This is a genomic window from Burkholderia sp. Nafp2/4-1b (genome assembly GCF_003635165.1).
Classification (GTDB): domain Bacteria; phylum Pseudomonadota; class Gammaproteobacteria; order Burkholderiales; family Burkholderiaceae; genus Burkholderia.
Genome location: NZ_ML058597.1, coordinates 897,663 through 920,955 on the forward strand (window position 1 = coordinate 897,663; position 23,293 = coordinate 920,955).

The following is a 23,293-nucleotide window of genomic DNA, read 5'->3' on the forward strand; positions in this document are numbered from 1 at the left end:
GATGCTCCTGTTTGTTTTCGTTGAAGTCGTGGAACGTGGCTGCCGTAGCGTGGCGATGCCGATCGCGATGCTAGCGCACGCGCGGCGGATTGTCAGCCGGCGTCGCGCGTGCCGCGCACGCAAAAAAGCCCGCACTCGATACGAGTGCAGGCTTCTCGATTCGGCTTCGCATGCGGCCCGCAGGCCGCGCGGCGGACGGCTTGCTTAGTGACCGAAGTAGACCGACGAACCGTCGGCCGCGGCCGGCACCGTCACGCGCTGGCCCGACTGCGACGCGGCGGCCGGGTTCGCGCCGTAACCCGTTGCGTCGGCTTGCGCGCCGGTGTTCTGTGCCGCGGCAATCTTGGCCTGGGCGGCCTGGATGTTTTCCGGATAGTTCAGCCAGTCGTTCGGGTTGTAGCCGGCCTTTTCCAGCTGGACCAGTTCGGCACGCACTTGCGCGCGCGTCAGCGGCTGCTGGTTGGATTGGGCGAACGAGACGACCGGTGCGGCCACCAGAGCGGCCAGTGCAACTGCCTTGATCAGCGATTTCATGATGCGTTACCTCCAGATTATTTTGTCAGGCGCTTCGGACTCGGTAGTCGTTGCGCATGAGTGGAAGTCTAGGCGGCGTCGCTATCAGGGTAAATACTTAAATCGCTAATTCAGTGTTGACGGAATCCGTACAATTGCCGCGCGTTCGGCTCAATCATCGGACGATTATCGTCGCATCCGTGCCCAATGGATTGCGGCATGCGTTGGCCGGGAGCCGCGTGCGGCCTGGCCGGTCCATCGGGCCGCCGCCACCCGCCGTGCCGGCTCGCGCGTTCGGGGCGCTTGCGAACGTCAGCGGACCGGAACGCCCTCAATTGCGCCCGCCGACAGGTCGAACAGCAACGCCTTCAGGCAGATCCGCGCGGCGGCGGCGGTATCGCGGAACGCCGCGTGGTGAAGCGTCCAGCCTGGCATCGACGGATCGGCGTGCACCGCGCGCACCGTGCCGTCGAGCGTCAGCAACGCGACACGGTCGCCGTCCGTATAGGGCAACTGCACGGTCAATGGCTCGCCGGCCGCCGCGAGCGGCCGGTCGAGCGCGATCGATAGTCCGTTCAGGCTCAGATCGCGCACGATCCCGATCCCGTCGGCCTGCGCCGCCCCGCCCGTGCAACGAGCCGCGATCCGCACCGGCACGCGCGGCTCGGCGCGGGTGCGCAAGCGGCCGACGAAGCCCGGCGGCGACAGCACCATGAACGGCGTGCCGCCCGACGCCTGCACCGCCTCGACCGTCGCGCCGAAGCGCGACACCGCCGACCGGCCGATCGCGACCGCCTCGACATCGTCGCCGTTCGCAAAATCGAGCACGACCGCTGGCTGCGGTTCGACGAACAGCGCACCGGATGCGCCGACGCCGATCAACCGGCAGCGCTGCAGCACGCGGGTCGTGCCGACCCGCCGCCGGATGCCGATCGCGGCGCCGGCCGATAGCCCCATGCGGGTGGCTCCCGGCACGGCGTCGTGTGCCGGCGCGGCCGGCTCGGTGTCATCGCGCCGGCGGACCGGACGGAAGTGTTCGAACAGGAAGTCATGTTGCGCGGGATCGCGCAGCGTCGTGCCGGCGGGCAGCAGCGCGGCGCCGCCGGCATCGTACAGATCGAAGCCGAGCGGGACGCCGGCGCAGACATCATCGCGCGCGAGCGCGACGTGATCGGGAGTAAGCCGCATTGGAACGGCGCGGAGCGACCGCGCGAGCTGTCGTGACAACTTGATTACGGCAGGCTGGCGGGAAATCTGAACGGTTCGTTACTGGGAAGCGCTGGTCGCATCGGGCGAAGCCGGCGCCGGCGCGGGGGCCGGCGAAGGCGACGGTGCCGGTACGGCCGACGGCGCAGCGGCCGGCGCGGAGCCGAAGCCCGCGCCTCCCATGTTGCCCTGGCTCGCCGCGCCGCCTCCGGCCGACGGCGGCTGCGCGGCCTGCGGTTGCGACGCCCCCGCCGACAGCGCGGCGGCCGACGCCGCGACCTCGGATGCCGGAATCCATTCCTCGACGACGCCGCCGGATGCCGCGTCGGGTGCCGATGCGGCAGATGCGGCCGACGCCGCCGCATCCGCGTCGGGCTGACGCTCGACTCGCTGCGTCCTGACCGGCGGCGCCTTCTGCGGCTCCGGTCCGAACCAGCCGTCGACCAGGTCAGTCACCCGCTCACGCACCGACGCGAACCAGCCCGGCGACGGCTCGGTATCGAATTTCTCCTTCGTGTCGACGATCCGGGCGCGTTGCGCGCGCTGGAAGAACTCGCCGACGATCGGCAGCGCGCTGTGCGCGCCTTGCCCCCAGTAGTCGCTGCGCAGCGTCACGCGGCCGTCGTCGAAGCCGACCCACGCACCGGCGACGAGCCCGGGCTGCATCAGGATGAACCAGCCGTCCGCGTTGTCCTGCGTCGTGCCGGTCTTGCCGGCCACGTCGCCGCGAATCCCGAAGCGCGTGCGGATGCTGCTGCCGGTGCCGCGCGTGACGACATCGCGCATCACGCCGAGCAGCGTCTTGTCGGTTTCGGCGTCGAGCGCGCGCTCGGGTGGCGCCGGCGCGTATTCGGCGAGCACGTTGCCCTGGCGGTCCTCGATGCGCGTCACCATCTGCGGTTGGACGTACAGCCCGCCGTTCGCGATCGTCGCGTACGACGCGACCATCTCCTTCAGCGTGACGGGGCTCGTGCCGAGCGCGAGCGACGGCACGCGCTCGAGCGGGCTTTCGCGCACGCCCATGTCGCGGGCGAGCCGCGCGACGGCCGACGGGCCGACCTTCTCCATCACCTGCGCGGTGATCCGGTTGCGCGACAGCGCGACCGCATCGCGCAGCGTCATCGGCTTGCCCGACGGCGGTGCGTCGTCGTTCGGCCGCCAGATCTCGCCGCCCTTCAGCGGAATCTCGACCGCCTGGTCGACGAACGTGTCGTCCGGCTTCATCCCGTTCGCGAACGCGACGCCGTAGACGAACGGCTTGAACGTCGAGCCCGGCTGGCGGCGCGCCTGCGCGACGTGATCGAACGGCTCGCTCGTGAAGTCGCGGCTGCCGACCCACGCGCGGATCTGCCCGTCGCGCGGATCGATCGCGACGAAGCCGGCCTGCACGTCCGTCTTGGCCTTGCACAGCGCGCGCATGAAGCCGCGGTCCGCGGCGAGCTGCTTCATCGCCGCCGCATCGTTCTTGCCGGCATCCAGCGCGGCCCTGTACTCGGGCGACTCGCGCATGAAGATGCGGAACACCTCGTTGTCGGTGCCGCAGCCGTCGCGGCCGCTCCATGCGTTGTTCGCGATGCCCTGCAACTGGTTCGCCTGCTGCGTCAGCGCCTGGGTCGCCATCTGCTGCAGACGCGAATCGATCGTGGTGCGCACGATCAGCCCGTCCGAATAGATGTTGTAGTCGTTGCGGTCGGCCCAGCCGATCAGCCATTTGCGCAGTTGCTGCGCGAAATGCGGCGCGGGCCCCGGCGGCTCCTTCTGGCGCTCGAAGTCGATGCGTAGCGGCCGGCGTTGCAATTGCGCGAACTGCGCCGGCGACAGCTTGCCGTACTTCACCATCTGGCCGAGCACCGTGTTGCGCCGCTGCAGCGCGCGCTCCGGGTTCAGCACCGGGTTGTAGTAGCTGTTGCCCTTCAGCATCCCGACGAGCGTCGCGCTGTCGAGCACGTCGAGCTCGTCGGCCGACTTGTCGAAATAGGTGCGCGCGGCCATCTCGACGCCATACGCGTTGTACAGGAACGGCACCGTGTTCAGATAGGTTTCGAGGATCTGGTCCTTGCTGTAGACGGCCTCGATCTTCAGCGCGGTGATCGCCTCCTTCACCTTGCGCGTGAGCGTCGGCGCGCGGCCGATCTCGTCCGGATACAGGTTGCGCGCGAGCTGCTGCGTGATCGTCGAGCCGCCCTGGCGGTCGCCCGAGAACGTGTGGAGCGCGGCCGACGCCGTGCGCTTCCAGTCGAGGCCGTGGTGCTCGTAGAAGCGATGGTCTTCGGTCGCGATCAGCGCGTCGACCATGTGCGGCGAGATTTGCTTGAGCGCCACCCATTCGCGGTTCGACGGCTTGAATTCCGCGAGCACCTTGCCGTCGGCGGACAGCACCTGCGCGGGCTGGTCGACGCGCGCCTTGCGGATGTCGCCGATGCCCGGCGTGAACGGAATCAGCGCCAGCACGTACAGCAGGAACAGCGCCGGCACGGCGGCGGCCGCGAGCAGCACGCCGCGGCGCGTCGGATGACGGACATGGTGCCCGGCAACGGCCAGCACACGCTTGATGGACACGGCGGCAGCGGCCGCGACGGGTTGGGCGCGCGCGACCCATCTGGCACAAAGGTCACGCACTGACGACACGTTTCGGCGATTCACGCGGGTGGGGGATCTGCTGGAAAGGCAGCATCGTACCAAAACTCGCGCGGCCCACCAGCCGGCGGGCGTCCCGCGTCCGTGTGAACGGCGTCCGAGCGCGCATTTTTACAACAAAAAAGGCGCGCGCCCCGCAACGGGAGCCGCGCGCCAAGCCTGGTACAACCGGATGTCGTGCGCCGCGGTTCAGCGCACGAGGAAACCGTAGGTCAGCGGATCGCGTTCGTCGACGATCCAGTTCGCGAATCCGCAAATGTGCGCGCTGCCCTCCACTTCCGGGATCACGGCCGGGATGTCGCCGACCGTCGTCTCGCGCAGCACGCGCCCCTTGAACACGGTGCCGACGATCGACTCGTTGACGAGCGTGTCGCCGGCCGCGAGCAGCCCGCGCTGGTACAGCTGCGCGACGCGTCCGCCCGTGCCCGAGCCGGTCGGCGAGCGGTCGACCTCGCGATCCGCGAACACGCAGCAGTTCGCCTGCGTCGAGCCCGGATGGCGCGGCGCGTTCGCGATGATCGTGCCGTAGATATGGTTGATCTCCGGGATCTCCGGATGAACGACCGGATATTTCGCGTTCGCGGCCGCCTTCACTTCCGCGCCGAAGCGGATCAGCTTCTCCACCGCCGCTTCGCGCACCGGCAGGTCGAACGGCGCGCCGTCGACGTAGAAGTAGAACGCGCCGCCGTACGCGATGTCGCCCGTCACGGTGCCGAACGACGGCGTGTCGACCGACACGTCGCGCTGCCAGATGAACGACGGCACGTTGACGAAGCGCACCGGCCCCGCGTGCTCGCCGTCCCATTTCACGAACGCCTCGATGAAGCCGCACGGCGCGTCGATGCCCACGCGCGTCTCCGGCACCGTGCGCTGCACCCAGCCGAGCTCGACCGCCGCGGTCGACAGCGCGATCACGCCGTGCCCGCAATGGTCACTGTAGCCTTCGTTGTGCACGAAGATCACGCCGAAATCCGCGTTCGGCGACACCGGCTCGGTCAGGTAGCCGCCATACATGTCGGCGTGGCCGCGCGGTTCGAACATCAGCGCCCGGCGGATCTCGTCGGCGTTTTCCTTGAGCCACGCGCGGCGCTGCACGATCGTATCGCCCGGCAGGCGCGGCAACCCGCTCGTGACGATGCGGAACGCTTCGCCGCCGGTATGGACTTCGACGGTGGACAGGGATCGGGAAATTTTCATGGGAAACCGAAAAGCGTGAAGACGAAGGACGGCGGGCCGGGCCGCCGTCCGGTGGCGATTACTTCGCGTACGGCACGGGCAGCCCGTTGCGGATCACGTAGACGGTGGTCGGCGCACCCTTCAGGTCGCCGCGCTCGTCGAACGAATAGGTGCCGGCCACGCCCGCATAGTTCGTCTTCGCCAGTTGCGCGATCAGCTTCGCCTTGTCGGTGGTCGTGCCGGCCTTGACCATTGCGTCGGCGAGCAGCTTCATCCCGTCGTAGTAGTTGACGCCGTAGACCTGCGTATCCGTGTGATAGGCGTCGTGGTATTTCTTCAGGAATTCGCGGCCGGCCGGCGTCTTGTCGAGCGCGACGCCGCCCTGCGCGCAATAGACGATCGACGCGGCCTCGCCCGCGACCTTGCCCATGTCGGCCGAGCAGATGCCGTCGCCGCCGAGCAGCTTCGCGCGCAAGCCGCGCTGCTTCATCTGCTTCGCCATCGGCGCGCCCTGCGCCGCGTAGCCGCCGAGGAAGATCACGTCGGGGTTGCTGGCCTTGATCTTGGTGAGAATGCCGAGGAAGTCGGTGGCCGACGAGTTCGTGTATTCCTGGTCGACGATCTTGATCCCGTTCGCCTTCGCGACATTCATGAACTGCTCGGCGACGCCCTGCCCGTATGCGGTGCGATCGTCGATCACGGCCGCGGTTTTCGCGTTCAGCGTCTTCCCGGCGAAGGTCGCCATCGTGCCGCCGAGCTGCTCGTCGCTCGCGCCGATCCGGAAGATGTTCTTGAGGCCCTGGCGCGTGAGCGCCGGGTTCGACGCGACCGGCAGCATCGGCACGCCGGCGTTCGCGTACACGCGCGACGCGGGAATCGCGACGCCCGAGTTGTACGGCCCGAGCACCGCGACGATACCCTTGTCGACGAGGCTCTGCGCGACTTGCACGCCCGCTTTCGGGTCGGCCTGATCGTCTTCCGACACCAGCTTGAACGTGACCGTCTTGCCGGCCACTTTCACGCCGGCCTTGTTCAACTCATCCACGGCGAGGCGCGCGCCGTTTTCATTGTCCTTGCCGTTCGCGGCCTGCGGGCCGGTGAGCGGCGCCGAGTGGCCGATCGTCACGACTTCCTGCGCGTGCGCGGAAGTCAGTGCGCCGGCGGCAACGGCCACCGAGAGCGCGGTCACAAGGTATCGCATGGTGTCTCCTGATTGGTTTTGTGTGGAACCAATGTAGGACACGCGTGGTTACTTCGCAAGCAATTTCAAAAAGTTTGTTGCGATTCTGGTAATTTTTCATGACCAGCCATGACGAGGCTCGCGTTATTTCGGCGCAATGTCGCGGCGCACGCGCAGGATGTGCTGCTCGACGTAGAACGCAGCCGCGTCGGCGTCGCCGGACACAATGGCCTCGTAGATCAGCCGGTGCTCGGACACATAGAGCCGGATCCGGCCCGCGTCGTAGATCCCGTCGTCCTTGAGCCGCTTCCAGAGCGGCTGGTCCATCGTCTTCGCGACTTCGTCCGCGATCTTCACGATCAGCGCGTCGCCCGTCATCAACGCGAGCTGCCGATGGAACAACCGGTCGCTCTCGTTCCACAGCGTGCGTTGCTGCGGATCGTCGACGTCGGTGATGGTTTCCATCTGCGCGAGATAGCCCTCGGCGATCGGGTCGGCGCGGCCGTGTGCGGCGGCAAGGCGCGCGATCGCGGGCTCGAGGATGAGGCGCACGTCGAGTGTCGACGTCGGGCTGAAGTCCGCATCGGGCGCGCCGCGCGTGTCGCCGCGCTGCGCGAGCACGTCGAGCGGCGCCGCCACGACGTAGGTGCCCGAATTGCGTTTCGTGAACACCAGCCCTTCGTTCTGCAACGCGCCGAGCGCCTCGCGCACGGCCGGCCGGCCGACCTGGAACAGCGCCGCGAGTTCGCGCTCGGACGGCAGCCGCGACTCGGCTGCATAGCGCCCCGCGCGGATCTCGTCGCGGATCCTCTCGGCGACCTGCTCGTAGATCTGCAGCGGCCGGAAACCGGCTTCAAGGGATTCGGGACGCGCGGACATCATCGGGGGCTCCTGCCCGGTCGGGGGTCGAGGTCGTGGTTCGGAAACGGGTTCGCACTATACCGAAGTGGCACGCGTGCCGGTATGGGCGATCATCCATCTGGACGGATATTAGAACCAAAATCCGCGATCCGCTTACTTTTCCGGCTTGCCGGACAGCCAGAAATTGGTATAGATTCGATCCACACGCTGTGCTGTCGCGATCCATCCGATCTCTCTGCGCCGCGAGCGCGCGATGCATGCGCCGTCCGCACCCACCCGCCTACCACCACGACCGACCGACACGATGACCGCTCTCTCCGCTTTCGACGCCGCCGAAACCGCCGCGCTGCTCGACTACCCGGCGCTACTCGCCACGCTCGCGCATACCGTCGCCGACTACGCGGCCGGCGAGATCGTCAGCCCCGAACGGCTGGTCGTGCCGCTGCAGGCGGGCGGCGTGATGTTGTCGATGCCGTCGAGCGCGCGCGACCTCGCGAGTCACAAGCTCGTGAACGTGTGCCCCGGCAACGGCGCGCGCGGACTGCCGACGATCCACGGCCAGGTGAGCGCGTACGACGCGACGACGGGCGAGCTGCGCTTCGTGCTCGACGGCCCGACGGTCACCGGGCGCCGCACGGCGGCCGTCACCGCGCTCGGGATCCAGGCGCTGCACGGCGCCGCGCCGCGCGACATCCTATTGATCGGCACCGGCAAGCAGGCGGCCAACCATGTGGAAGCGCTCGCGGCGATCTTTCCGGACGCGCGCCTGCACGTGCGCGGCTCGCGCGCCGAAAGCGCGGCCGCGTTCTGCGCCGCGCACCGTGCGCAGGCGCCGCACCTCGCACCGCTCGACGGCGACGCGATTCCCGATGCGATCGATGTCGTCGTCACGCTGACGACGAGCCGCACGCCCGTCTATCGCGAAGCCGCGCGCGAAGGCCGCCTCGTGGTGGGCGTCGGCGCGTTCACCGCGGACGCCGCCGAGATCGACGCCGACACCGTGCGCCACAGCCGGCTCGTCGTCGACGACCCGGCCGGCGCGCGTCACGAGGCAGGCGACCTGATCGTCGCGCAGGTCGACTGGCAGCAGGTCGCGTCGCTCGCCGACGTGCTGCGCGGCGCGTTCGAGCGCAGCGGGCCGCTGCTGTTCAAGACGGTCGGCTGCGCCGCGTGGGATCTCGCTGCATGCCGCACGGCCCGCGATGCGCTCGACGCGCGCCAGCGCGGCTGATTCGACGAAAGCGGCGACGGTCGCAACGGTCGCAATGGTCGCAATCGTTTCAACGACTGCGACCGCGCCTGCGACAAACCCGACAGCGTCGACGGTGCCCGGCGCCGCGCTCCCGCGCGCCCCAGCCGATTTTCCGTACGCGTTGTAGGAAACGCCCTACAACGCGTCGAAGCGGACTACACAAACTTCCAATTCGGCCGATTTCATTTTTGGCGGCGCAACACGATACTGCCCGCATGAATGCCAGCCTGCCACCCGCCGCCGCGCTCAGGGTGTTTCTCGTCGATCATGCCATCGCCGTCCGGCAACGGATTGCGCTGCTCGTCGGCGCGATCCGCGGCGTCGAGGTCGTCGGCGAAGCCGAAGACGGCCAGGACGCGTGGACGCACATTCGCAGCAGCGACGCGGAGGTCGTGATCGTCGACCTGCGGCTCGCGGACGGCAGCGGTCTCGACCTGATCGGGATGCTGTCGAAGGCCACGCCGCGCGTCGTCACGATCGTGCTGACGAATCACTCGGCGGCAGCATTCAGAGCGGCATGCGCGGCGGCCGGAGCCGATTATTTCTTCGACAAGACCGCCGAATTCGACGCTGCATGCCGTGTCATCGAATCCCTGGTGCACGCTCGCGCGCACCACCCCTGACCGAGCCGGAGTGACTCATGTCTACAGCCGCCGCCTGCGCCGCCGCCCCGCCCGTCGCGCCTCGGCCAACGATTCCGCTGCACGCGGTCGCGCGCACCGACGCCGCCAAGCATCCGGCCGCGCGCTGCTCCATCTGCGCGATGCGCTCGATGTGCCTGCCGCCGGACCTGACCGCGGACGAATACGGTCGGCTCGACGCGATCATCTGCTCGACCCGGCACGTTCGCCAGGGCGACGCGCTGTTCCGCATCGACGATCCGTTCCAGAGCATCTATGCAGTGCGCGCGGGTTCGTTCAAGACGGTGATCATGCATCGCGACGGTCGCGAGCACGTGACCGGCTTCCAGATCGCCGGTGAAACGCTCGGCATGGACGGCATCGGCGGCGGCCAGCACTGCTGCGACGCGATCGCGCTCGAGGACAGCGTCGTGTGCATCATCCCGTTCGGCGCGCTCGAAGCCGCATGCCGCGAAATGAAATCGATGCAGCACTTTCTCTATCAGATGCTGAGCAGCGAGATCGTTCGGGAATCGAGCCAGATGCTGTTGCTCGCGACGATGTCGGCCGAGCAGCGCGTCGCGCACTTCCTGCTGAACCTGTCGTCGCGCTTCGAGGCGCGCGGCTATTCGGCATCGGAATTCAACCTGCGGATGACGCGCGAGGAGATCGGCTGCTATCTCGGCATGAAGCTCGAGACCGTCAGCCGGATGTTCTCGCGGTTCCATCGGGAGTCGCTCGTCGAAACGCGCGGCAAGCGCGTGCGGATCATCGACGCGCAGGCGCTCGCGCAGGTCTGACGCGCGACGCGGCACGCTTCATTGCCGCGCTCGGCGCGTCATGTCATCGCGTGGCGGCGCTCGTCGCGACCGGGTGCAACGTGACCGCTTGCGGCTCGCCGGCCTGCGACGCGGCCAGCACCTGTTCGGCCTGCGCGAACGCATCGCGCAGCGTGTCGTTCAAGTCTTCGCCGGTGCAGCAGGGCAACGCGGCCGGCGCGCCGCCGTGCATGAACAGTTCGATCCGCACGTCGTAGCTGCGCCCGCCGTAGACGGTCGGGCGCGATTCGATCGCCAGCAGGCAATCGCCGAGGCGTGCGCGGAATCGTTCGAGCCGCACCAGCTGCGCACCCGCTTCGGCCTCCAGCGCGGCGGACCCCGCGAATCCGACGCAGACGATCTGCATGCCCACGCCCATGTCGTTCCTCCTGACGGGGTCGCCTGCTCGTCGACCGCGTAATCTGTTCCTGTTTTGTCGTCCCGCTCGCAACGAAGCCTGGCAGCATCCGGTGCGATGACTGACGCGACGATCACTGCCCTGGCAGCATTGCGTGCGCGCCGCCAGCGGCGGCCACGTGCGTCACGTGCGTCACACGCTGAATGTCTGCGACGTCTTCATCTCGATCCACGTCATCCCGGCCCGCAGCCCTTCGATCGCGGCCTCGTGCTCGGTGCGATACGCGTGACTGTGCTCGAACGTATGATGAAAACGCGCCGCGCCGGTGCCGTGCTCGACCGTCACGCGGCAGCGGAATTCGCCGGATTCGCACGGTCGCGTCTCGATTTCGACCGACCAGTCGCGTTCATGAAGCGTGCCTTGCAGTGTCATGCGCCCTCCCTGCGGTGTCAGTCGTCGAGCCGGAAGTGACCGCTGTGCAGCAATACCGGCCGGCCGCCGATTTCTTCGAGCATTCGTCGTGCCATCGCCTCGATTGCGGACCGATGCCCGTCGAACGCGCCCAGCAGGTCGCGTTCGAGCAGCGACGCCGCGCCGAAATGGTCTTCCAGTGCTTCGGCCGTGATCGCGCATTGAACGCAACGGCCATCGACCAGCGCCGAAAACGCAACGACCAGGTCGCGTGCGCAATATTCGGGCGGTTCCGGTGGAAAGGCAATGTGCATCTGTCCGCCTGTCGTCGTCGGGACGCTCCCCTGACATCCATGACATGAGCATAGCGGCACGCGCCGCCGCACGCTTGACCCACGTCAACCGGTTTGCCGCGCCGCACGATGCGGCTCGCCTTCGCACGGCCTGACGGCCGTTCAGCCCGCCTCTGCGTCGATCGTCGCACCGCGCTCGGCCAGCAGTTCGCGCAGCACGCTGCGGTGACAGCGCCGCTCGTCCTCGCAGTAGCAGCCGACCGAGAACGCGCTCGTGGCCGACAGCGCGGCGAGCAGATCCAGCACTTTCGGCGCGTCGCCGTGCGCCATTTCCGCGCGGAAGCGGCGCGTGAATGCGCGCCATTCGGCGTCGGTCTCGGCGGCCAGCGCCTGCGCGACGAGCTCGGGGCTCGGCGACAGCGTCGGCAACCATACATCATAGTAGTTGCGCGACGCGAATTCCGCCTTGGGTACGCCGCGCGGCGGCCGCCGCACCGTGCCGATCCGCAGGCCCTCGCCGGCCGCGCGCGGCGTGCCGAGCCGTACGATCCGAATTGCCATGCCACTCCTTCGTCGTGAATGCGCTGCGTTCGATCCGCCATCGTAACGCCGCGTCGCTCCCGCGCAAGAAAAAACCGGCTGCCTCCGCGGGGGAGACAGCCGGTTTCGGCAACACGATCGGGCGCCCGCGGGCGCGCCGGTCAGACGCCGCTCTTCAGCACCTTGCCGATCGCATCCGCGACGATGCCGACGTTCGAATCGTTCAGGCCCGCGACACACATGCGGCCCGAACGCAGGATGTACACGCCGTGCACTTCGCGCAGCGCGTCGACCTGCGATTCGGTCAGCCCCGTGTACGTGAACATCCCGCGCTGCTTCACGTAGCGCGTGAGCGCTTCGCCGCTGACGTGGTCGCGCAGGCCGTCGTGGATCGACTGGCGCATGCGCGCGATGCGGCGGCACATCGCGGCGAGCTCTTCTTCCCACTGCTTGCGCAGCGCGGGCGTGTTGAGCACGGTGGCCACGACCTTCGCGCCGTAGGTTTGCGGGTTGCTGTAGTTCGAGCGCACCGCGCCGGCCAGCTGGCCCAGCACGCGCTCGGCGGCTGGCGCATCCTCGCAGACGACGCTCAGGCCGCCGACGCGCTCGCCATACAGCGAGAAGTTCTTCGAGAACGAGTTCGCGACGAGCGCCGGCACGCCGCGGCGCGCCAGTTCGCGCACCGCGAACGCGTCCGCGTCGAGGCCCGCGCCGAAGCCCTGGTACGCCATGTCGACGAACGGCAGCAGCCCGCGCGCCTCGATCACGTCGATCAGCTTCTCCCACTGGCCTTCGTCGAGATCGACGCCGGTCGGGTTATGGCAGCACGCGTGCAGCAGCACGATGCTGCGCGCCGGCAGCGCGTCGATCGCCGCGAGCATCGCGTCGAACTTCAGGCCGCCCGTCGCTTCGTCGTAGTACGGGTAGGTGTTCACCGTGAAGCCCGCACGCTCGAAGATGAAGCGGTGGTTTTCCCAGCTCGGGTCGCTCAGCCACACCTGCGCGTCCGGGAAGTAGCGCTTCAGGAAATCGGCGCCCACCTTCAGTGCGCCCGAGCCGCCGAGCGTCTGCACGGTCGCGATGCGGCCGGCCGCGCGCGCCGGGTGCGCGGCGCCGAACACGAGCGCCTGCACGGCGTCGCGATACGCGGCGAGGCCGATCATCGGCAGGTACGGCTTCGGGCCGTGGTCGCGCTGCAGCGCGGTTTCGGCTTCACGCACGGCACCCATCACGGGAATCCGGCCTTCGGCATCGAAGTAGATGCCGATGCTCAGGTTGACCTTCTGATCGCGCGGATCTTTCTGGAAGTTCTCGTTGAGCGTCAGGATCGGATCGCCCGGGTACGCGTCGATGTGTTCGAACATGGCTATGTCGGTCTCGTTTGGAAGAAGGTCGTGGTGCCCGTGTCAGCGTGCGGACGCGCCGTCGCGCATCGCGTATCCCGCATTCTTCTGACGGAAGCGATACCCGACCGCGAGCACCGCGAGCCACACGGGAATCAGGTACACCGACAGGCGGAGATCCGGCGTCAGGTACATCACGACGAGAATGCCGGCCATGAATGCCAGGCACAGGTAATTCGTGAAAGGATAGCCCAGACTGCGGAACACAGTCTGCTCTCCGGCGATACGCTTGGCCTGGCGGAACTTCAGGTGGATCAGCGTGATCATCGCCCAGTTGATGATCAGCGCCGACACGACGAGGCCCATCAGCACCTCGAACGCCTTGCCCGGCATGAAGTAGTTGACCAGCACGCACACGCCGGTCGCGAGCGCCGACGCGCCGAGCGCGGCGAGCGGAATGCCGCGCTTGTTCACCGAGCACAGCACCTTCGGCGCATTGCCCTGCTTCGCGAGGCCGAACAGCATCCGGCTGTTGCTGTACACGCCGCTGTTGTAGACCGACAGCGCGGCCGTCAGCACGACCACGTTCAGCACGTTCGCGACCAGGTTGCTGCTCAGCGCGTGGAAGATCAGCACGAACGGGCTGCCGCCGGAGACGACCTTTTCCCACGGATACAGCGACAGCAGCACGGCCAGCGCGCCGATGTAGAAAATCAGGATGCGGTAGATCACCTGGTTGGTCGCGCGCGGAATGCTGTGCTTCGGATCGTCGGCCTCGGCCGCGGTGATGCCGATCAGCTCCAGCCCGCCGAACGAGAACATGATCGCCGCCATCGACATCACGAGCCCCGACACGCCGTTCGGGAAGAATCCGCCGTGCTGCCACAGGTTCGCGACGCTCGCTTCGGGCCCCGCATGGCCGCTCGCGAGCAGCCAGCCGCCGAAGCCGATCATCCCGATGATCGCGGCGACCTTGATGATCGAGAACCAGAATTCCGTCTCGCCGTACGACTTCACGCTCGCCAGATTCAGCAGGTTGATCGCGACGAAGAACACCAGCGCCGACACCCAGGTCGGCACGCCGGGCCACCAGTACTGCACGTAGATCCCGACGGCCGACAGCTCGGCCATGCTGACGAGGATGTACAGCACCCAGTAGTTCCAGCCGGACAGGAAGCCGGTGAAATGGCCGACGTACTTGTCGGCGAAGTAGCTGAACGAGCCGGCGACCGGCTCGTCGACGACCATCTCGCCGAGCTGGCGCATGATGAAGAACGCGACGACGCCGGCCACCGCGTAGCCGAGCAGCACGGACGGGCCGGCCATCTTGATCGTCTGCGCGATGCCGAGGAACAGCCCCGTGCCGAGTGCCCCGCCGAGCGCAATCAGCTGGATGTGCCGATTCTTCAGCCCCCGCTTCAGGCCGTCCTTCTCGTTTCCAGAAACCATGTCTTCTCCATTCTGCCCGCCTCCGCCGGAAGCGGTGCGGCGCGCCTCGGTGTGCCGGGCGCTGTTTTACTGTGCCGGCGGCCGTTCGTGGGGCCGCCGGGTTGGGGCTGCAATTTTCGCGCGGCGACGTCCGAATCCTGTCGACAGCCCTGCCGGACCGGCTGCCGACCGTCGCCTCGCCCGCATTGCTGCGGCCGCACACGATAATACGGGGTCAGTTTAGCGTCGAGACCGCGAAATCGGGTTGCGTAACCCGCTCATGCAAACCCTACATTATGAGATAAGATTGCATCCGGGAGACAGATGAGGAAACAAAAATGCCTGAACCGGTTCTCGATCGCATCGATCGCCACTTGTTGTCGGTGCTGCAGGAGAACGGCCGCGCGTCGAATCTCGATCTGGCGAAGGCTGTCGGCCTGTCGCCCGCGCAGACGCTGCGGCGCCACCGCCGGCTCGAGGAAATCGGCGCGATTCGCCGTTACGAAACCCGTCTGTGCCCCGATACGCTCGGCTTCGGCGTCACTGCGTTCGTGCATGTGACGATGGAGCGCGGACATATCCGCGACCTGTCGAAGTTCCAGAAACTCGTATCGGATCTCGCGCAGATTCAGGAATGTTTCTCGGTGACGGGCGATATCGACTACGTGCTGAAGGTCGTCGCGCACGATCTCAAAGGGCTGTCCAAGTTCCTGCTCGAGACGCTGATGCGCATTCCCGGCGTGAGCGGCGTGCATTCGAGCGTGTGTCTCGACGAGATCAAGTGCACGAGTGCGATGCCGGTGGAGGCGTAACACCCGCGCGCGCGAGGGCTTCCCGCGAAGCTCGCCGGTGCCGCACGCATCATCATGGTTCCGGCTGCGTCAGACAGGCGTTGAGCCGTGTGACTCGCAAGGCCAAGAAGGATCCATACAACGACCCGACCGGCGAATATAAAAATCAATGCGCGATCCGGATGAGCGTAATTTTCCACGCAATCGGCAGCGACATGAAGTCGTTTTCTCAGAAGGTATTGAAACCCATGCCGGGAAAACTGACGCTCGGACGCCTAGTCCTCAACGGCAAGGCAACTGCGACTCGCGCCTATGAACTCACCGAATGGTTGAAGCTTCGCCCATTCCTTGGCGTGGGCAAGCCGGAAAGCATCACCGGACAGGACTGGCAGGACAAGGTAAAGGGCCGCACCGGTATCATCTATTTCTTCGGTTATTGGCGGCAGGACGGTGATTCGGCTGACGCATTCAGCGGCGGACATATCGATCTGTGGAACAAGGACACCCTCACCCCCTCGGCCGCGTCGTTCTGGCGATTTCGGATCGGCGTGCCGGCCATGATCAACCCGCTCGAATATCTTCGCGGCCGGCGCGGGAATTGGTACTCGGATCTGGCCGATTCGAAAGAAATACTCTTCTGGGAAGTTGAATGAAACGGCTGACTGCCACCCTTGGTGGATTCATATGGGGCTTGCTGACTACCTGGGCATCCCTCTACGCGTTCAGCCGTATTCAATGGCCTGTTACGTCGTCCCATTCGACCGGCTGCAACGACATGGAGCACTGCGCCCCTCACGCCGTATTCGTGATCGGCCTGCTCGCGCTGACCTTGTGGCCGTCGGTTCTCTTTGCCGCAATTAACGCCGTCGCTTATCGGCGCTGGTCGTTGCGCAGATGGGGAACCGTGTTCGTTGCCGCTACGCTCTCTGTCGTCTTTTTTCATCTTGCGAGCTACGCTGCCTCCTCACTGGGTCTTTTCAGCTAAGTCGCATCGACGAGGCGGCACGCTGCAGTTCGTGCTGCCGCCTCGCTCCTTTCACGATCCCCTCGCGCCATAGCCCCTTTGGCGCCACGTGTAGCGAGTCCACGTGCGCGCGTCACAACCACGGATTTTCGCAAGTACTCACCGCACCGCCTCGAACGCACTGATCATCAGCGCCCCCGCCGCAATCACCAGACACCCGCCCGCGCGACGCGGCGTCAGCCGCTCGCCGAGGTACACGCGCGCGATCAGCGCCGCGAACACCACGCTCGTCTCGCGCAGCGCCGACACCGGGCCCATCGGTGCGCGATCCATCGCCCAGATCACGATCCCGTACGCGAGCGCCGCGAATACGCCGCCGCATGCGGCCTTCGCCGTTTCGCCGACATCCTGCGTGAGCCGCAGCGAGCCCGCGCGCAGCCGGTAGTACGCGGCCATCAGCAACCCCGTCAGCGCGAACATCCACGCGGTATAGCCGACCGTGCTGCCGCTTTCCCGCACGCCGATCCCGTCGACCACGCTGTACGCGGCGATCGAGACGCCGGTCGCGAACGCCGTCGGCAGCACCTGCGCCATCCGGTGCCGAGCGCCGCGCCCGCGATCGAGCCCGATCGCCAGGATGCCGGCGCAGATCAGCACGAGCCCACCTTGCGCGCCGGTATTCAAATGCTCGCCCGCGAACGCCGCCGCGCCCAGCGTGACGAGCAGCGGCGCGGTGCCGCGCGCGACCGGATACGCGACGCTCAGGTCGCCGTGCTCGTAAGCGCGCACCAGCAATAACGTATAGACGACGTGGATCACGGCCGACGCGACGACACACGCCCAACTCGCGGGCGTAATCGGCGCGGCGGCGGGCAGGAACAGCAGCGCGAACAGCCCGATCGCGATCTGCAGCACCGTGGCCGAGCGCAGCCGGTCGCCGCTGCTGCGCACGAGCGCATTCCATGACGCATGCAGGAACGCGGCACACAGGACGGCGAACAGGACGGGAATCGGCACGTTGAATACTCGCTGACGGCCGGCAACGCGAAATCGTCGCCGCAGGCCGATCATCGTATGAATGCGTCACCGTATTGTCAAAAAAGCCCATCACGCGGCCTCCGGGACGACTCGGCCCGCCGCGCGCGGTCGCCCGCCCGGCGCGGCCTTCGCGGCGATCACCGGGCGCGCGGTCGCATGTGTGATCGGGGATGCCCCTTTCCGCTGTCTTTCGCGGGCCGTCGCGCCGTAATGGAATCGATACCGCAGCGCAACCGTCGCGAAACCGCTCCGCCCCCATATCTTCATGCCGGGCTGTTTCAATGCCGATGCTCCGTCACGAGCTCCGCGCCGAACCGACACGGCGACGGGGCCGCTCTCCACCATCGAAAACCTACCTGGAGTTTCGCGATGTTCCGTCAAGCCTTGCTCGTCACCGCCTGCGCCGGCGCAGCACTTGCGCTGTTCGCCTGCGGCGGCAGCGACGATCCCACGTCGACGCCCGCCGTGTCGTCGCAGGACGCGCTGCAGACCGCCACGCCGATCAAGCACGTCGTCGTGATCTACGGCGAAAACGTGTCGTTCGACCACTACTTCGGCACCTACCCGAACGCGTCGAACCCGGCCGGCGAACCGGCCTTCACCGCGAAGTCCGGCACGCCGACGATCAACGGCCTCACGGGCACGCTGCTCACCGCGAACCCGAACTTCACGAACACGGCCAACGGCACCGACGCCGCGAACCCCTTCCGCCTCGACCGCACGCAGGCCGCGACCGCCGACCAGAACCACGCATACACGGCCGAGCAGCAGGCGGAGGACAACGGCCTCGCCGACCTGTTCCCGAAATACACCGGCAAGGGCTCGTCCGGCGGCGCCGGCGCGTTCGGCACGAAGGGCCAGGTGATGGGCTACTTCGACGGCAACACCGTCACCGCGCTGTGGAACTACGCGCAACGCTTCGCGATGAGCGACAACGCCTATACGACGGTCTACGGCCCGTCGACGCCGGGCGCGCTGAACGTCGTGTCCGGCCAGACCAACGGGATGCAGATCGTCAAGACGTCGAAGCAGCCGTCGACGCTCGCCGCCACGTCGTACTACATCAACGACGGCCAGGGCGGCTTCACGATGATCAACGACGTCGATCCGGGCTACGACGTGTGCTCAAGCACGACCGACCAGGCGATGATGAGCGGCAAGAACATCGGCGACCTGCTGAACGCCGCGAAGATCACGTGGGGCGGCTTCATGGGCGGCTTCAACCTGTCGACGACCAACAGCAACGGCACGAGCGGCTGCAGCCGCAGCACGGTCGCCACCGCCGTGAACGCCGCGACGGCCGACTACATCCCGCACCACAACTGGTTCCAGTACTACGCGTCGACCGCGAACCCGCAGCACACGCGCCCGAGCTCGGTCGCGGCGATCGGCTCGAGCGTCCAGGCCGACGGCAAGACGGCCGAACCGGCGAACCACCAGTACGACAGCGACGACTTCTTCGCGGCCGTGAAGGCCGGCAACTTCCCGTCGGTCAGCTTCCTGAAGGCACCAGCCGCGCAGGACGGGCATGCAGGCTACTCGGATCCGCTCGACGAGCAGGCGTTCGTCACGAAGGTCGTCAACTTCCTGCAGCAGCAACCCGACTGGCAGAACACGGCCGTGATCGTCACGTATGACGACTCGGACGGCTGGTACGACCACGCGTATACGACACCGACCCACGCGTCGTCCGACGCGGTCGACCAGGTCAACGGCAACGGCCAGTGCGGCTCGGGCGGCACCACCGGCGTGAACGGCGGCACCGTGAACGGCCGCTGCGGCCCCGGCGTGCGGATTCCGCTCGTCGTGATCTCGCCGTACGCGAAGCAGAACTACGTCGACCACACGATGATCGACCAGGCGTCCGTCGTGCGCTTCATCGAGGACAACTGGCTCGGCGGCCAGCGCATCGGCGGCGGTTCGTTCGATGCGTCGGCCGGCGACCTGCGCGGGCTGTTCGACTTCGCGTCGAAGCCGAACACGGCGCCGCTGTATCTCGATCCGACGCTGGGCACCGTGCTGAGCGCGGCGCCGTCGATCTGACCGGCATCGCGTAACCGGCAACAGCAAGCAGCAGGCCGGCGCAGCGTGCGCCGGCCGTTTCCATTCGACGTGCCGCGCCGACGCGGCGCCCCGACTTTCGACCGCCAGCATGACAGCTCGTCCCGCGCTCCCGTCCTCCGACACAGCCGGCGCCGACGCGCCGCGTTCCCCTGCCCGCGCGGCGTTCGCGCTCGGCGCGGCCGTGCTCGGCTACGCCGCGTTCGCGATCGCGTTCCCGGCCCGTACGCCGGCGGCGATCGGCGACGTCGTCGCCGACTGGACGGGTGCGAATCCGCATCCGGTCGTGTTGCAGCGCCCCGCCGCGCAGCCGTTGTCGGCCGTCGCGCAACTCGGACGCGCGCTGTTCGTGGATCCGTCGCTGTCGGCCTCGGGCAAGCAGTCGTGCGCGTCGTGCCACAGCCCCGATCATGCGTACGCTCCGCCGAACGGGCTCGACGTGCAGCCGGGCGGCCTCGCGATGACGCAGCAGGGCTACCGCCCGCCGCCGTCGCTGATGTACCTGTATCGCCAGCCCAACTTCAGCATCGGCCCCGATGCCGGCGAAAACGACGCGGCGCCGAGCGTCGCGCAGCAGGCTGCGTCGGCGGCCGGTGTCGTGAAGGCGCAGAAGGTGGCCGGCACGTCGGCCGCGCCGCAGCTCGTGCCGCAAGGCGGGATGTTCTGGGACGGCCGCGCCGATACGTTGCAGCAGCAGGCGTTCGGGCCGCTGCTGAATCCGGTCGAAATGGCGAACGCGAGCATCGACGATGTTGCGCGCAAGCTCGCGCAGTCGCCGCATCGCGCGCAGTTCGAGCAGCTGTTCGGTGCGCGCGTGTTCTCCACGCCGCAGCTCGCGGTGTCGGAGGCGATGTTCGCGATCGCGCGCTATCAGGTCGAGGATCCGTCGTTCCATCCGTACGACAGCAAGTACGACCGCTGGCTCGAAGGCCGCGCGCGCTTGACGCAGGCCGAGTTGCGCGGGCTGCGGCTCTTCAACGATCCGGACAAGGCGAATTGCGCGGGCTGCCACCTGTCGAAGCCCGGCAAGGACGGCCTGCCGCCGATGTTTACCGACTATCAGTACGAGGCACTCGGCGCGCCGCGCAACCGCACGCTCGCGCAGAACCGCAACCCGGCGTTCTACGATCTCGGCGTGTGCGGGCCGTTCCGCGAGGATCTCAAGGACCAGACGCAGTATTGCGGGATGTTCCTCACGCCGACGCTGCGTAACGCGGCGACGCGCCACGTGTTCTTCCACAACGGCGTGTTCCATACGCTCGACCAGGTGATGGCGTTCTACAATGAGCGCAGCATCTCGCCGCAGAAGTTCTATTCGCGCGGCGCGGACGGCAAGGTCGACGTGTACGACGACATTCCGGCGAAGTACCGCGCGAACGTCGACGTGACCGATGCGCCGTTCGACCGCAAGCCCGGCGACAAGCCCGCGATGACCGCGCAGGACATCAAGGATATCGAAGCGTTTCTCGGCACGCTCAATGACGAGCCCGCACGCTGACGGTTGGCTTGCCGCCGCGTCTGGTCAGCGCTGCGCGCGGATGCACAGGAAGGCCGGCGCCAGCGACAGCTCCGCATGGAGCCGCTCCGACACGGCCTTCATCTCGGGCAGCGGCGTGGGTTCGACGAACCGGTCGAGCCGCCAGCCGGCGTCGGCGAGCGCATTCAGGATGTCGGCAAGCGGCCGGCGCCATGCTTCGACGTAGGGCTTCGGTTCGCCGAAACCCGACCAGTGGAAGCCGAAGCGGCTCGTATCGAAGTACGTGCCTTCCCCGCGCGTGCGCTCGTCCATCCAGTCGCGCATCGGGTGCGCCATCGAGAACACCAGCGTGGCACCGGGCCGCGACACGCGCCTGAATTCACGCAGCGTCGGCACGAGGTCGCGCACGTAGTCGAGCGCAAGCGAACACAGGATCTTGTCGAACGAAGCGTTCGGCAGCCAGTCGAGCGGCGCCGCGAGATCGCCCTCGGCGACGTCGACCGAAAGCCCCGCGCAACGCGCCTTTGCGAGGGCAACCATCGCAGGCGAACAGCCTCTGGCCGCTTCGCTTTCTGCAACCCCGTGGCACTAGCGCAGCAGCGCAACGTTCTCGTCGATTCGACGTTGAATGTCCAACAGGGTGTCTTCGGTGATGATCCCCTCGTAGCGGCGCTTCGCAATGGCCGTAAATCGGCTGGCCACTCCGCACATTCCGTCGATCATGTCGCCGGCAGCGGCTGCGGAAAGCTCCGCTTCGTTTGCCAGTCCGAGCAATGCCGCTCGGTCGATCCGCAGCGCCTCGCCCATGACGTCCATCTGGTGATAACCGCCCGGCCCCTCGCAGAATGTAACGTCGTAGGCCGGCGCGAGCTTCCACTCGCCGGATCGCGACATGACGTACGCGAAGTTCTTCGGATGATCGTCGCGATTGTTGAACGCGACATTGAAGACAGCCCGTTCGAACGCCCGCGCCTTCTCGCGTACGTCATTGGTGCACATGTGAGTCGCACGCAGAAAATTCACGTAATCGAGCGCACCTGGCGTTTTGTAATCGGCGCCGGTGAACGCGGCAACGCTTTGCATGGGCACGCGCAGACCGTCCCGACGATCGAAACGCCTGGACGCGAATGCCGCCATCCCGTCTGGCAGATTGAAATGCAGCGTGTCGGGGGTCTCGATGCCGCACATGCGCAAGCACTCGGCGTAGACCATTTCGATCGCGCACACCTCGGGATGCTCTTGCCGAGCCGGGAACTTGACCAGCCACGCTTCAAAACCCGCCACCGCGGCCGTGGTAAAAACGCCGGACTCCGGATCACGGTAGACCAGGGCCTTTGGCCTGGCGCCTTGCGGAGAACCGCCGACCTGCAGCAGTTGATGAAGGAATTCGCCGCCCTCGCCATTGAGGACGTCCTGTACCTCGGCCGCGAGCCGATCGAGAGGAATATCCGGCTGCGGTGCCTGGATCTCGGGCACGACCGGCTCGAACGACATGGCCCCCATCGCATGGTTGCCAATGTAAGCCAACCGCTCCAGCGGCCCGATACGTGCCGCGTTGAGACCGCGGCGTTTGAACAAGCGGTCCATCAGCAACATGCCCCATCCGTCGGGCAGTGCGTCATAGACCGGTCCGGGCAATCCCAGCTGGTGGGACGGGAAGTCCCTGCGCAGCTTCGCGCCGTGCAATGGGAGCGTATAAGACGACAGTTCCAGCCCCCTCTTGCGCGCGTCATCGCTATATTCGAATACGATCAACGGGCGCCCCGTGATCGCCGTCGTGGAGACCATCGATCCCCACAGCCAGTGCTCTCCCCAGCCGTCGTAGTAGACATCGATCCGCTCGATCATTTCTGGTTGCCCCTCTTCACGCGCTGACGTTTGGCACTTTGTTCATAGCGGTGAACGTCTTCCAGGCTATCGAGCTTCGGCAGGAAGAGTCCTTCGAGTTCCTTGCTTCGTCCCAGGACCATCGCTACACGGACGACTGTCTCGAGGCTCACATTGCGTCCGGCTTCCAGGTTGGACACGGTATTGGCACCGACGCCGGCCCGCGCGGCTACGTCGCTCTGCGTCAGTTGCAACGCCAGCCGCTCCGTGCGAAGCCGCGCGCAAAGCAGTGTGACGATTTCATCGGGCTTGCGGAAACTTAATTCCAACATAGTGGGTCTTCTGGCGCTATAGCTCTCATAACTCCCAATATTATAGAGTTATAGGTGCGATGCACTCAAGAAAGATAATTCCCGATTGTTGTTCCTTATGACGGGATTTGGGTTGTTAAGCCACTTCAGCGCGTAATTAACGTATCCACGACGCGTGCGCTTCCCAT

Annotated in this window: 23 protein-coding genes and 1 pseudogene; 8 read left to right on the forward strand and 16 right to left on the reverse strand. The window is 66.8% G+C overall.

Annotated features, from left to right (window positions below):
* Positions 1-204: 204 nt before the first annotated feature.
* The 6 genes from C7H84_RS04135 to C7H84_RS04160 form a co-directional block, all read right to left on the reverse strand.
* Positions 205-534: a DUF4148 domain-containing protein gene (locus C7H84_RS04135; RefSeq protein WP_121857536.1), complete on the reverse strand. Its 330-nt coding sequence runs from the start codon at positions 532-534 to the stop codon at positions 205-207.
* Between the two features lie 291 nt (positions 535-825).
* Positions 826-1,701 (reverse strand): PilZ domain-containing protein, encoded by an 876-nt coding sequence (locus C7H84_RS04140; protein WP_121857537.1) that lies wholly within the window; start codon positions 1,699-1,701, stop codon positions 826-828.
* Between the two features lie 78 nt (positions 1,702-1,779).
* Positions 1,780-4,362, reverse strand: coding sequence for a transglycosylase domain-containing protein (locus C7H84_RS04145; RefSeq protein ID WP_240461957.1), 2,583 nt, complete (start codon positions 4,360-4,362; stop codon positions 1,780-1,782).
* Positions 4,363-4,545: 183 nt separating this feature from the next.
* Complete coding sequence (gene lhpH / locus C7H84_RS04150) at positions 4,546-5,553, reverse strand: trans-3-hydroxy-L-proline dehydratase (RefSeq protein ID WP_059450264.1); 1,008 nt, start codon at positions 5,551-5,553, stop codon at positions 4,546-4,548.
* A 58-nt stretch (positions 5,554-5,611) separates the two neighbouring features.
* Complete coding sequence (locus tag C7H84_RS04155; protein WP_121857539.1) at positions 5,612-6,733, reverse strand: branched-chain amino acid ABC transporter substrate-binding protein; 1,122 nt, start codon at positions 6,731-6,733, stop codon at positions 5,612-5,614.
* A gap of 123 nt (positions 6,734-6,856) precedes the next feature.
* Positions 6,857-7,594, reverse strand: coding sequence for a GntR family transcriptional regulator (locus C7H84_RS04160; protein ID WP_121857540.1), 738 nt, complete (start codon positions 7,592-7,594; stop codon positions 6,857-6,859).
* Positions 7,595-7,877: 283 nt separating this feature from the next.
* On the opposite strand from C7H84_RS04160, the gene lhpI reads away from it, so the two are divergent.
* The 3 genes from lhpI (at position 7,878) to C7H84_RS04175 (ending at position 10,245) form a co-directional block, all read left to right on the forward strand.
* Positions 7,878-8,804, forward strand: coding sequence for a bifunctional Delta(1)-pyrroline-2-carboxylate/Delta(1)-piperideine-2-carboxylate reductase (gene lhpI, locus C7H84_RS04165; protein ID WP_121857541.1), 927 nt, complete (start codon positions 7,878-7,880; stop codon positions 8,802-8,804).
* A gap of 236 nt (positions 8,805-9,040) precedes the next feature.
* On the forward strand, positions 9,041-9,448 hold the full coding sequence (locus tag C7H84_RS04170; protein WP_121857542.1) for a response regulator: 408 nt from the start codon (positions 9,041-9,043) through the stop codon (positions 9,446-9,448).
* 17 nt (positions 9,449-9,465) lie between these two features.
* The gene (locus tag C7H84_RS04175) at positions 9,466-10,245 is read left to right on the forward strand and encodes a helix-turn-helix domain-containing protein (RefSeq protein ID WP_121857543.1); all 780 of its coding nucleotides are present in this window, start codon (positions 9,466-9,468) and stop codon (positions 10,243-10,245) included.
* 43 nt (positions 10,246-10,288) lie between these two features.
* Here the strand turns inward: C7H84_RS04175 and C7H84_RS04180 are convergent, their stop codons facing one another.
* The 6 genes from C7H84_RS04180 to C7H84_RS04205 all read right to left on the reverse strand — a co-directional run bounded on the left by C7H84_RS04180 (position 10,289) and on the right by C7H84_RS04205 (position 14,657).
* Positions 10,289-10,642 carry a metal ABC transporter ATPase gene (locus C7H84_RS04180; RefSeq protein WP_121857544.1) on the reverse strand — a complete coding sequence of 118 codons (354 nt, stop codon included), beginning with the start codon at positions 10,640-10,642 and terminating at the stop codon, positions 10,289-10,291.
* Between the two features lie 171 nt (positions 10,643-10,813).
* Complete coding sequence (locus tag C7H84_RS04185; RefSeq protein ID WP_121857545.1) at positions 10,814-11,053, reverse strand: UDP-glucose 4-epimerase; 240 nt, start codon at positions 11,051-11,053, stop codon at positions 10,814-10,816.
* Positions 11,054-11,070: 17 nt separating this feature from the next.
* The gene (locus tag C7H84_RS04190; protein ID WP_121857546.1) at positions 11,071-11,346 is read right to left on the reverse strand and encodes a DUF1488 domain-containing protein; all 276 of its coding nucleotides are present in this window, start codon (positions 11,344-11,346) and stop codon (positions 11,071-11,073) included.
* 141 nt (positions 11,347-11,487) lie between these two features.
* Positions 11,488-11,886: a DUF488 family protein gene (locus C7H84_RS04195; RefSeq protein WP_121857547.1), complete on the reverse strand. Its 399-nt coding sequence runs from the start codon at positions 11,884-11,886 to the stop codon at positions 11,488-11,490.
* Positions 11,887-12,026: 140 nt separating this feature from the next.
* Positions 12,027-13,229 (reverse strand): amino acid aminotransferase, encoded by a 1,203-nt coding sequence (locus tag C7H84_RS04200; protein WP_121857548.1) that lies wholly within the window; start codon positions 13,227-13,229, stop codon positions 12,027-12,029.
* Between the two features lie 42 nt (positions 13,230-13,271).
* A complete protein-coding gene (locus tag C7H84_RS04205; RefSeq protein ID WP_121857549.1) occupies positions 13,272-14,657 on the reverse strand; it encodes an amino acid permease in 1,386 nt (461 codons plus the stop codon).
* Positions 14,658-14,974: 317 nt separating this feature from the next.
* Here C7H84_RS04205 and C7H84_RS04210 point away from each other — a divergent pair, with 317 nt between their 5' ends.
* The 3 genes from C7H84_RS04210 to C7H84_RS04220 all read left to right on the forward strand — a co-directional run bounded on the left by C7H84_RS04210 (position 14,975) and on the right by C7H84_RS04220 (position 16,412).
* Positions 14,975-15,448 carry an Lrp/AsnC family transcriptional regulator gene (locus C7H84_RS04210; protein WP_121857550.1) on the forward strand — a complete coding sequence of 158 codons (474 nt, stop codon included), beginning with the start codon at positions 14,975-14,977 and terminating at the stop codon, positions 15,446-15,448.
* A gap of 89 nt (positions 15,449-15,537) precedes the next feature.
* Positions 15,538-16,080: a type VI secretion system amidase effector protein Tae4 gene (locus C7H84_RS04215; RefSeq protein ID WP_240461958.1), complete on the forward strand. Its 543-nt coding sequence runs from the start codon at positions 15,538-15,540 to the stop codon at positions 16,078-16,080.
* Positions 16,077-16,412, forward strand: a complete 336-nt coding sequence (locus tag C7H84_RS04220) for a hypothetical protein (protein ID WP_121857552.1) — start codon at positions 16,077-16,079, stop codon at positions 16,410-16,412. Before C7H84_RS04215 ends, C7H84_RS04220 begins: the two co-directional genes overlap by 4 nt.
* A gap of 138 nt (positions 16,413-16,550) precedes the next feature.
* Here the strand turns inward: C7H84_RS04220 and C7H84_RS04225 are convergent, their stop codons facing one another.
* A complete protein-coding gene (locus tag C7H84_RS04225; RefSeq protein WP_121857553.1) occupies positions 16,551-17,462 on the reverse strand; it encodes an EamA family transporter in 912 nt (303 codons plus the stop codon).
* 336 nt (positions 17,463-17,798) lie between these two features.
* On the opposite strand from C7H84_RS04225, the gene C7H84_RS04235 reads away from it, so the two are divergent.
* Both C7H84_RS04235 and C7H84_RS04240 read left to right on the forward strand, forming a co-directional pair.
* The gene (locus C7H84_RS04235) at positions 17,799-19,472 is read left to right on the forward strand and encodes an alkaline phosphatase family protein (RefSeq protein ID WP_121857554.1); all 1,674 of its coding nucleotides are present in this window, start codon (positions 17,799-17,801) and stop codon (positions 19,470-19,472) included.
* Positions 19,473-19,581: 109 nt separating this feature from the next.
* Positions 19,582-20,988 carry a cytochrome c peroxidase gene (locus tag C7H84_RS04240; RefSeq protein ID WP_121857555.1) on the forward strand — a complete coding sequence of 469 codons (1,407 nt, stop codon included), beginning with the start codon at positions 19,582-19,584 and terminating at the stop codon, positions 20,986-20,988.
* A 24-nt stretch (positions 20,989-21,012) separates the two neighbouring features.
* Here C7H84_RS04240 and C7H84_RS04245 read toward each other — a convergent pair.
* From C7H84_RS04245 to C7H84_RS04255, 3 genes and pseudogenes are all read right to left on the reverse strand, one after another.
* Positions 21,013-21,516, reverse strand: a pseudogene (locus tag C7H84_RS04245) (methyltransferase domain-containing protein); the annotation flags it as partial.
* A 39-nt stretch (positions 21,517-21,555) separates the two neighbouring features.
* A complete protein-coding gene (locus C7H84_RS04250; protein WP_121857556.1) occupies positions 21,556-22,815 on the reverse strand; it encodes a type II toxin-antitoxin system HipA family toxin in 1,260 nt (419 codons plus the stop codon).
* Positions 22,812-23,123 carry a helix-turn-helix transcriptional regulator gene (locus tag C7H84_RS04255; RefSeq protein WP_346428370.1) on the reverse strand — a complete coding sequence of 104 codons (312 nt, stop codon included), beginning with the start codon at positions 23,121-23,123 and terminating at the stop codon, positions 22,812-22,814. The genes C7H84_RS04250 and C7H84_RS04255 overlap by 4 nt, the downstream gene beginning before the upstream one ends.
* Positions 23,124-23,293: the final 170 nt, after the last annotated feature.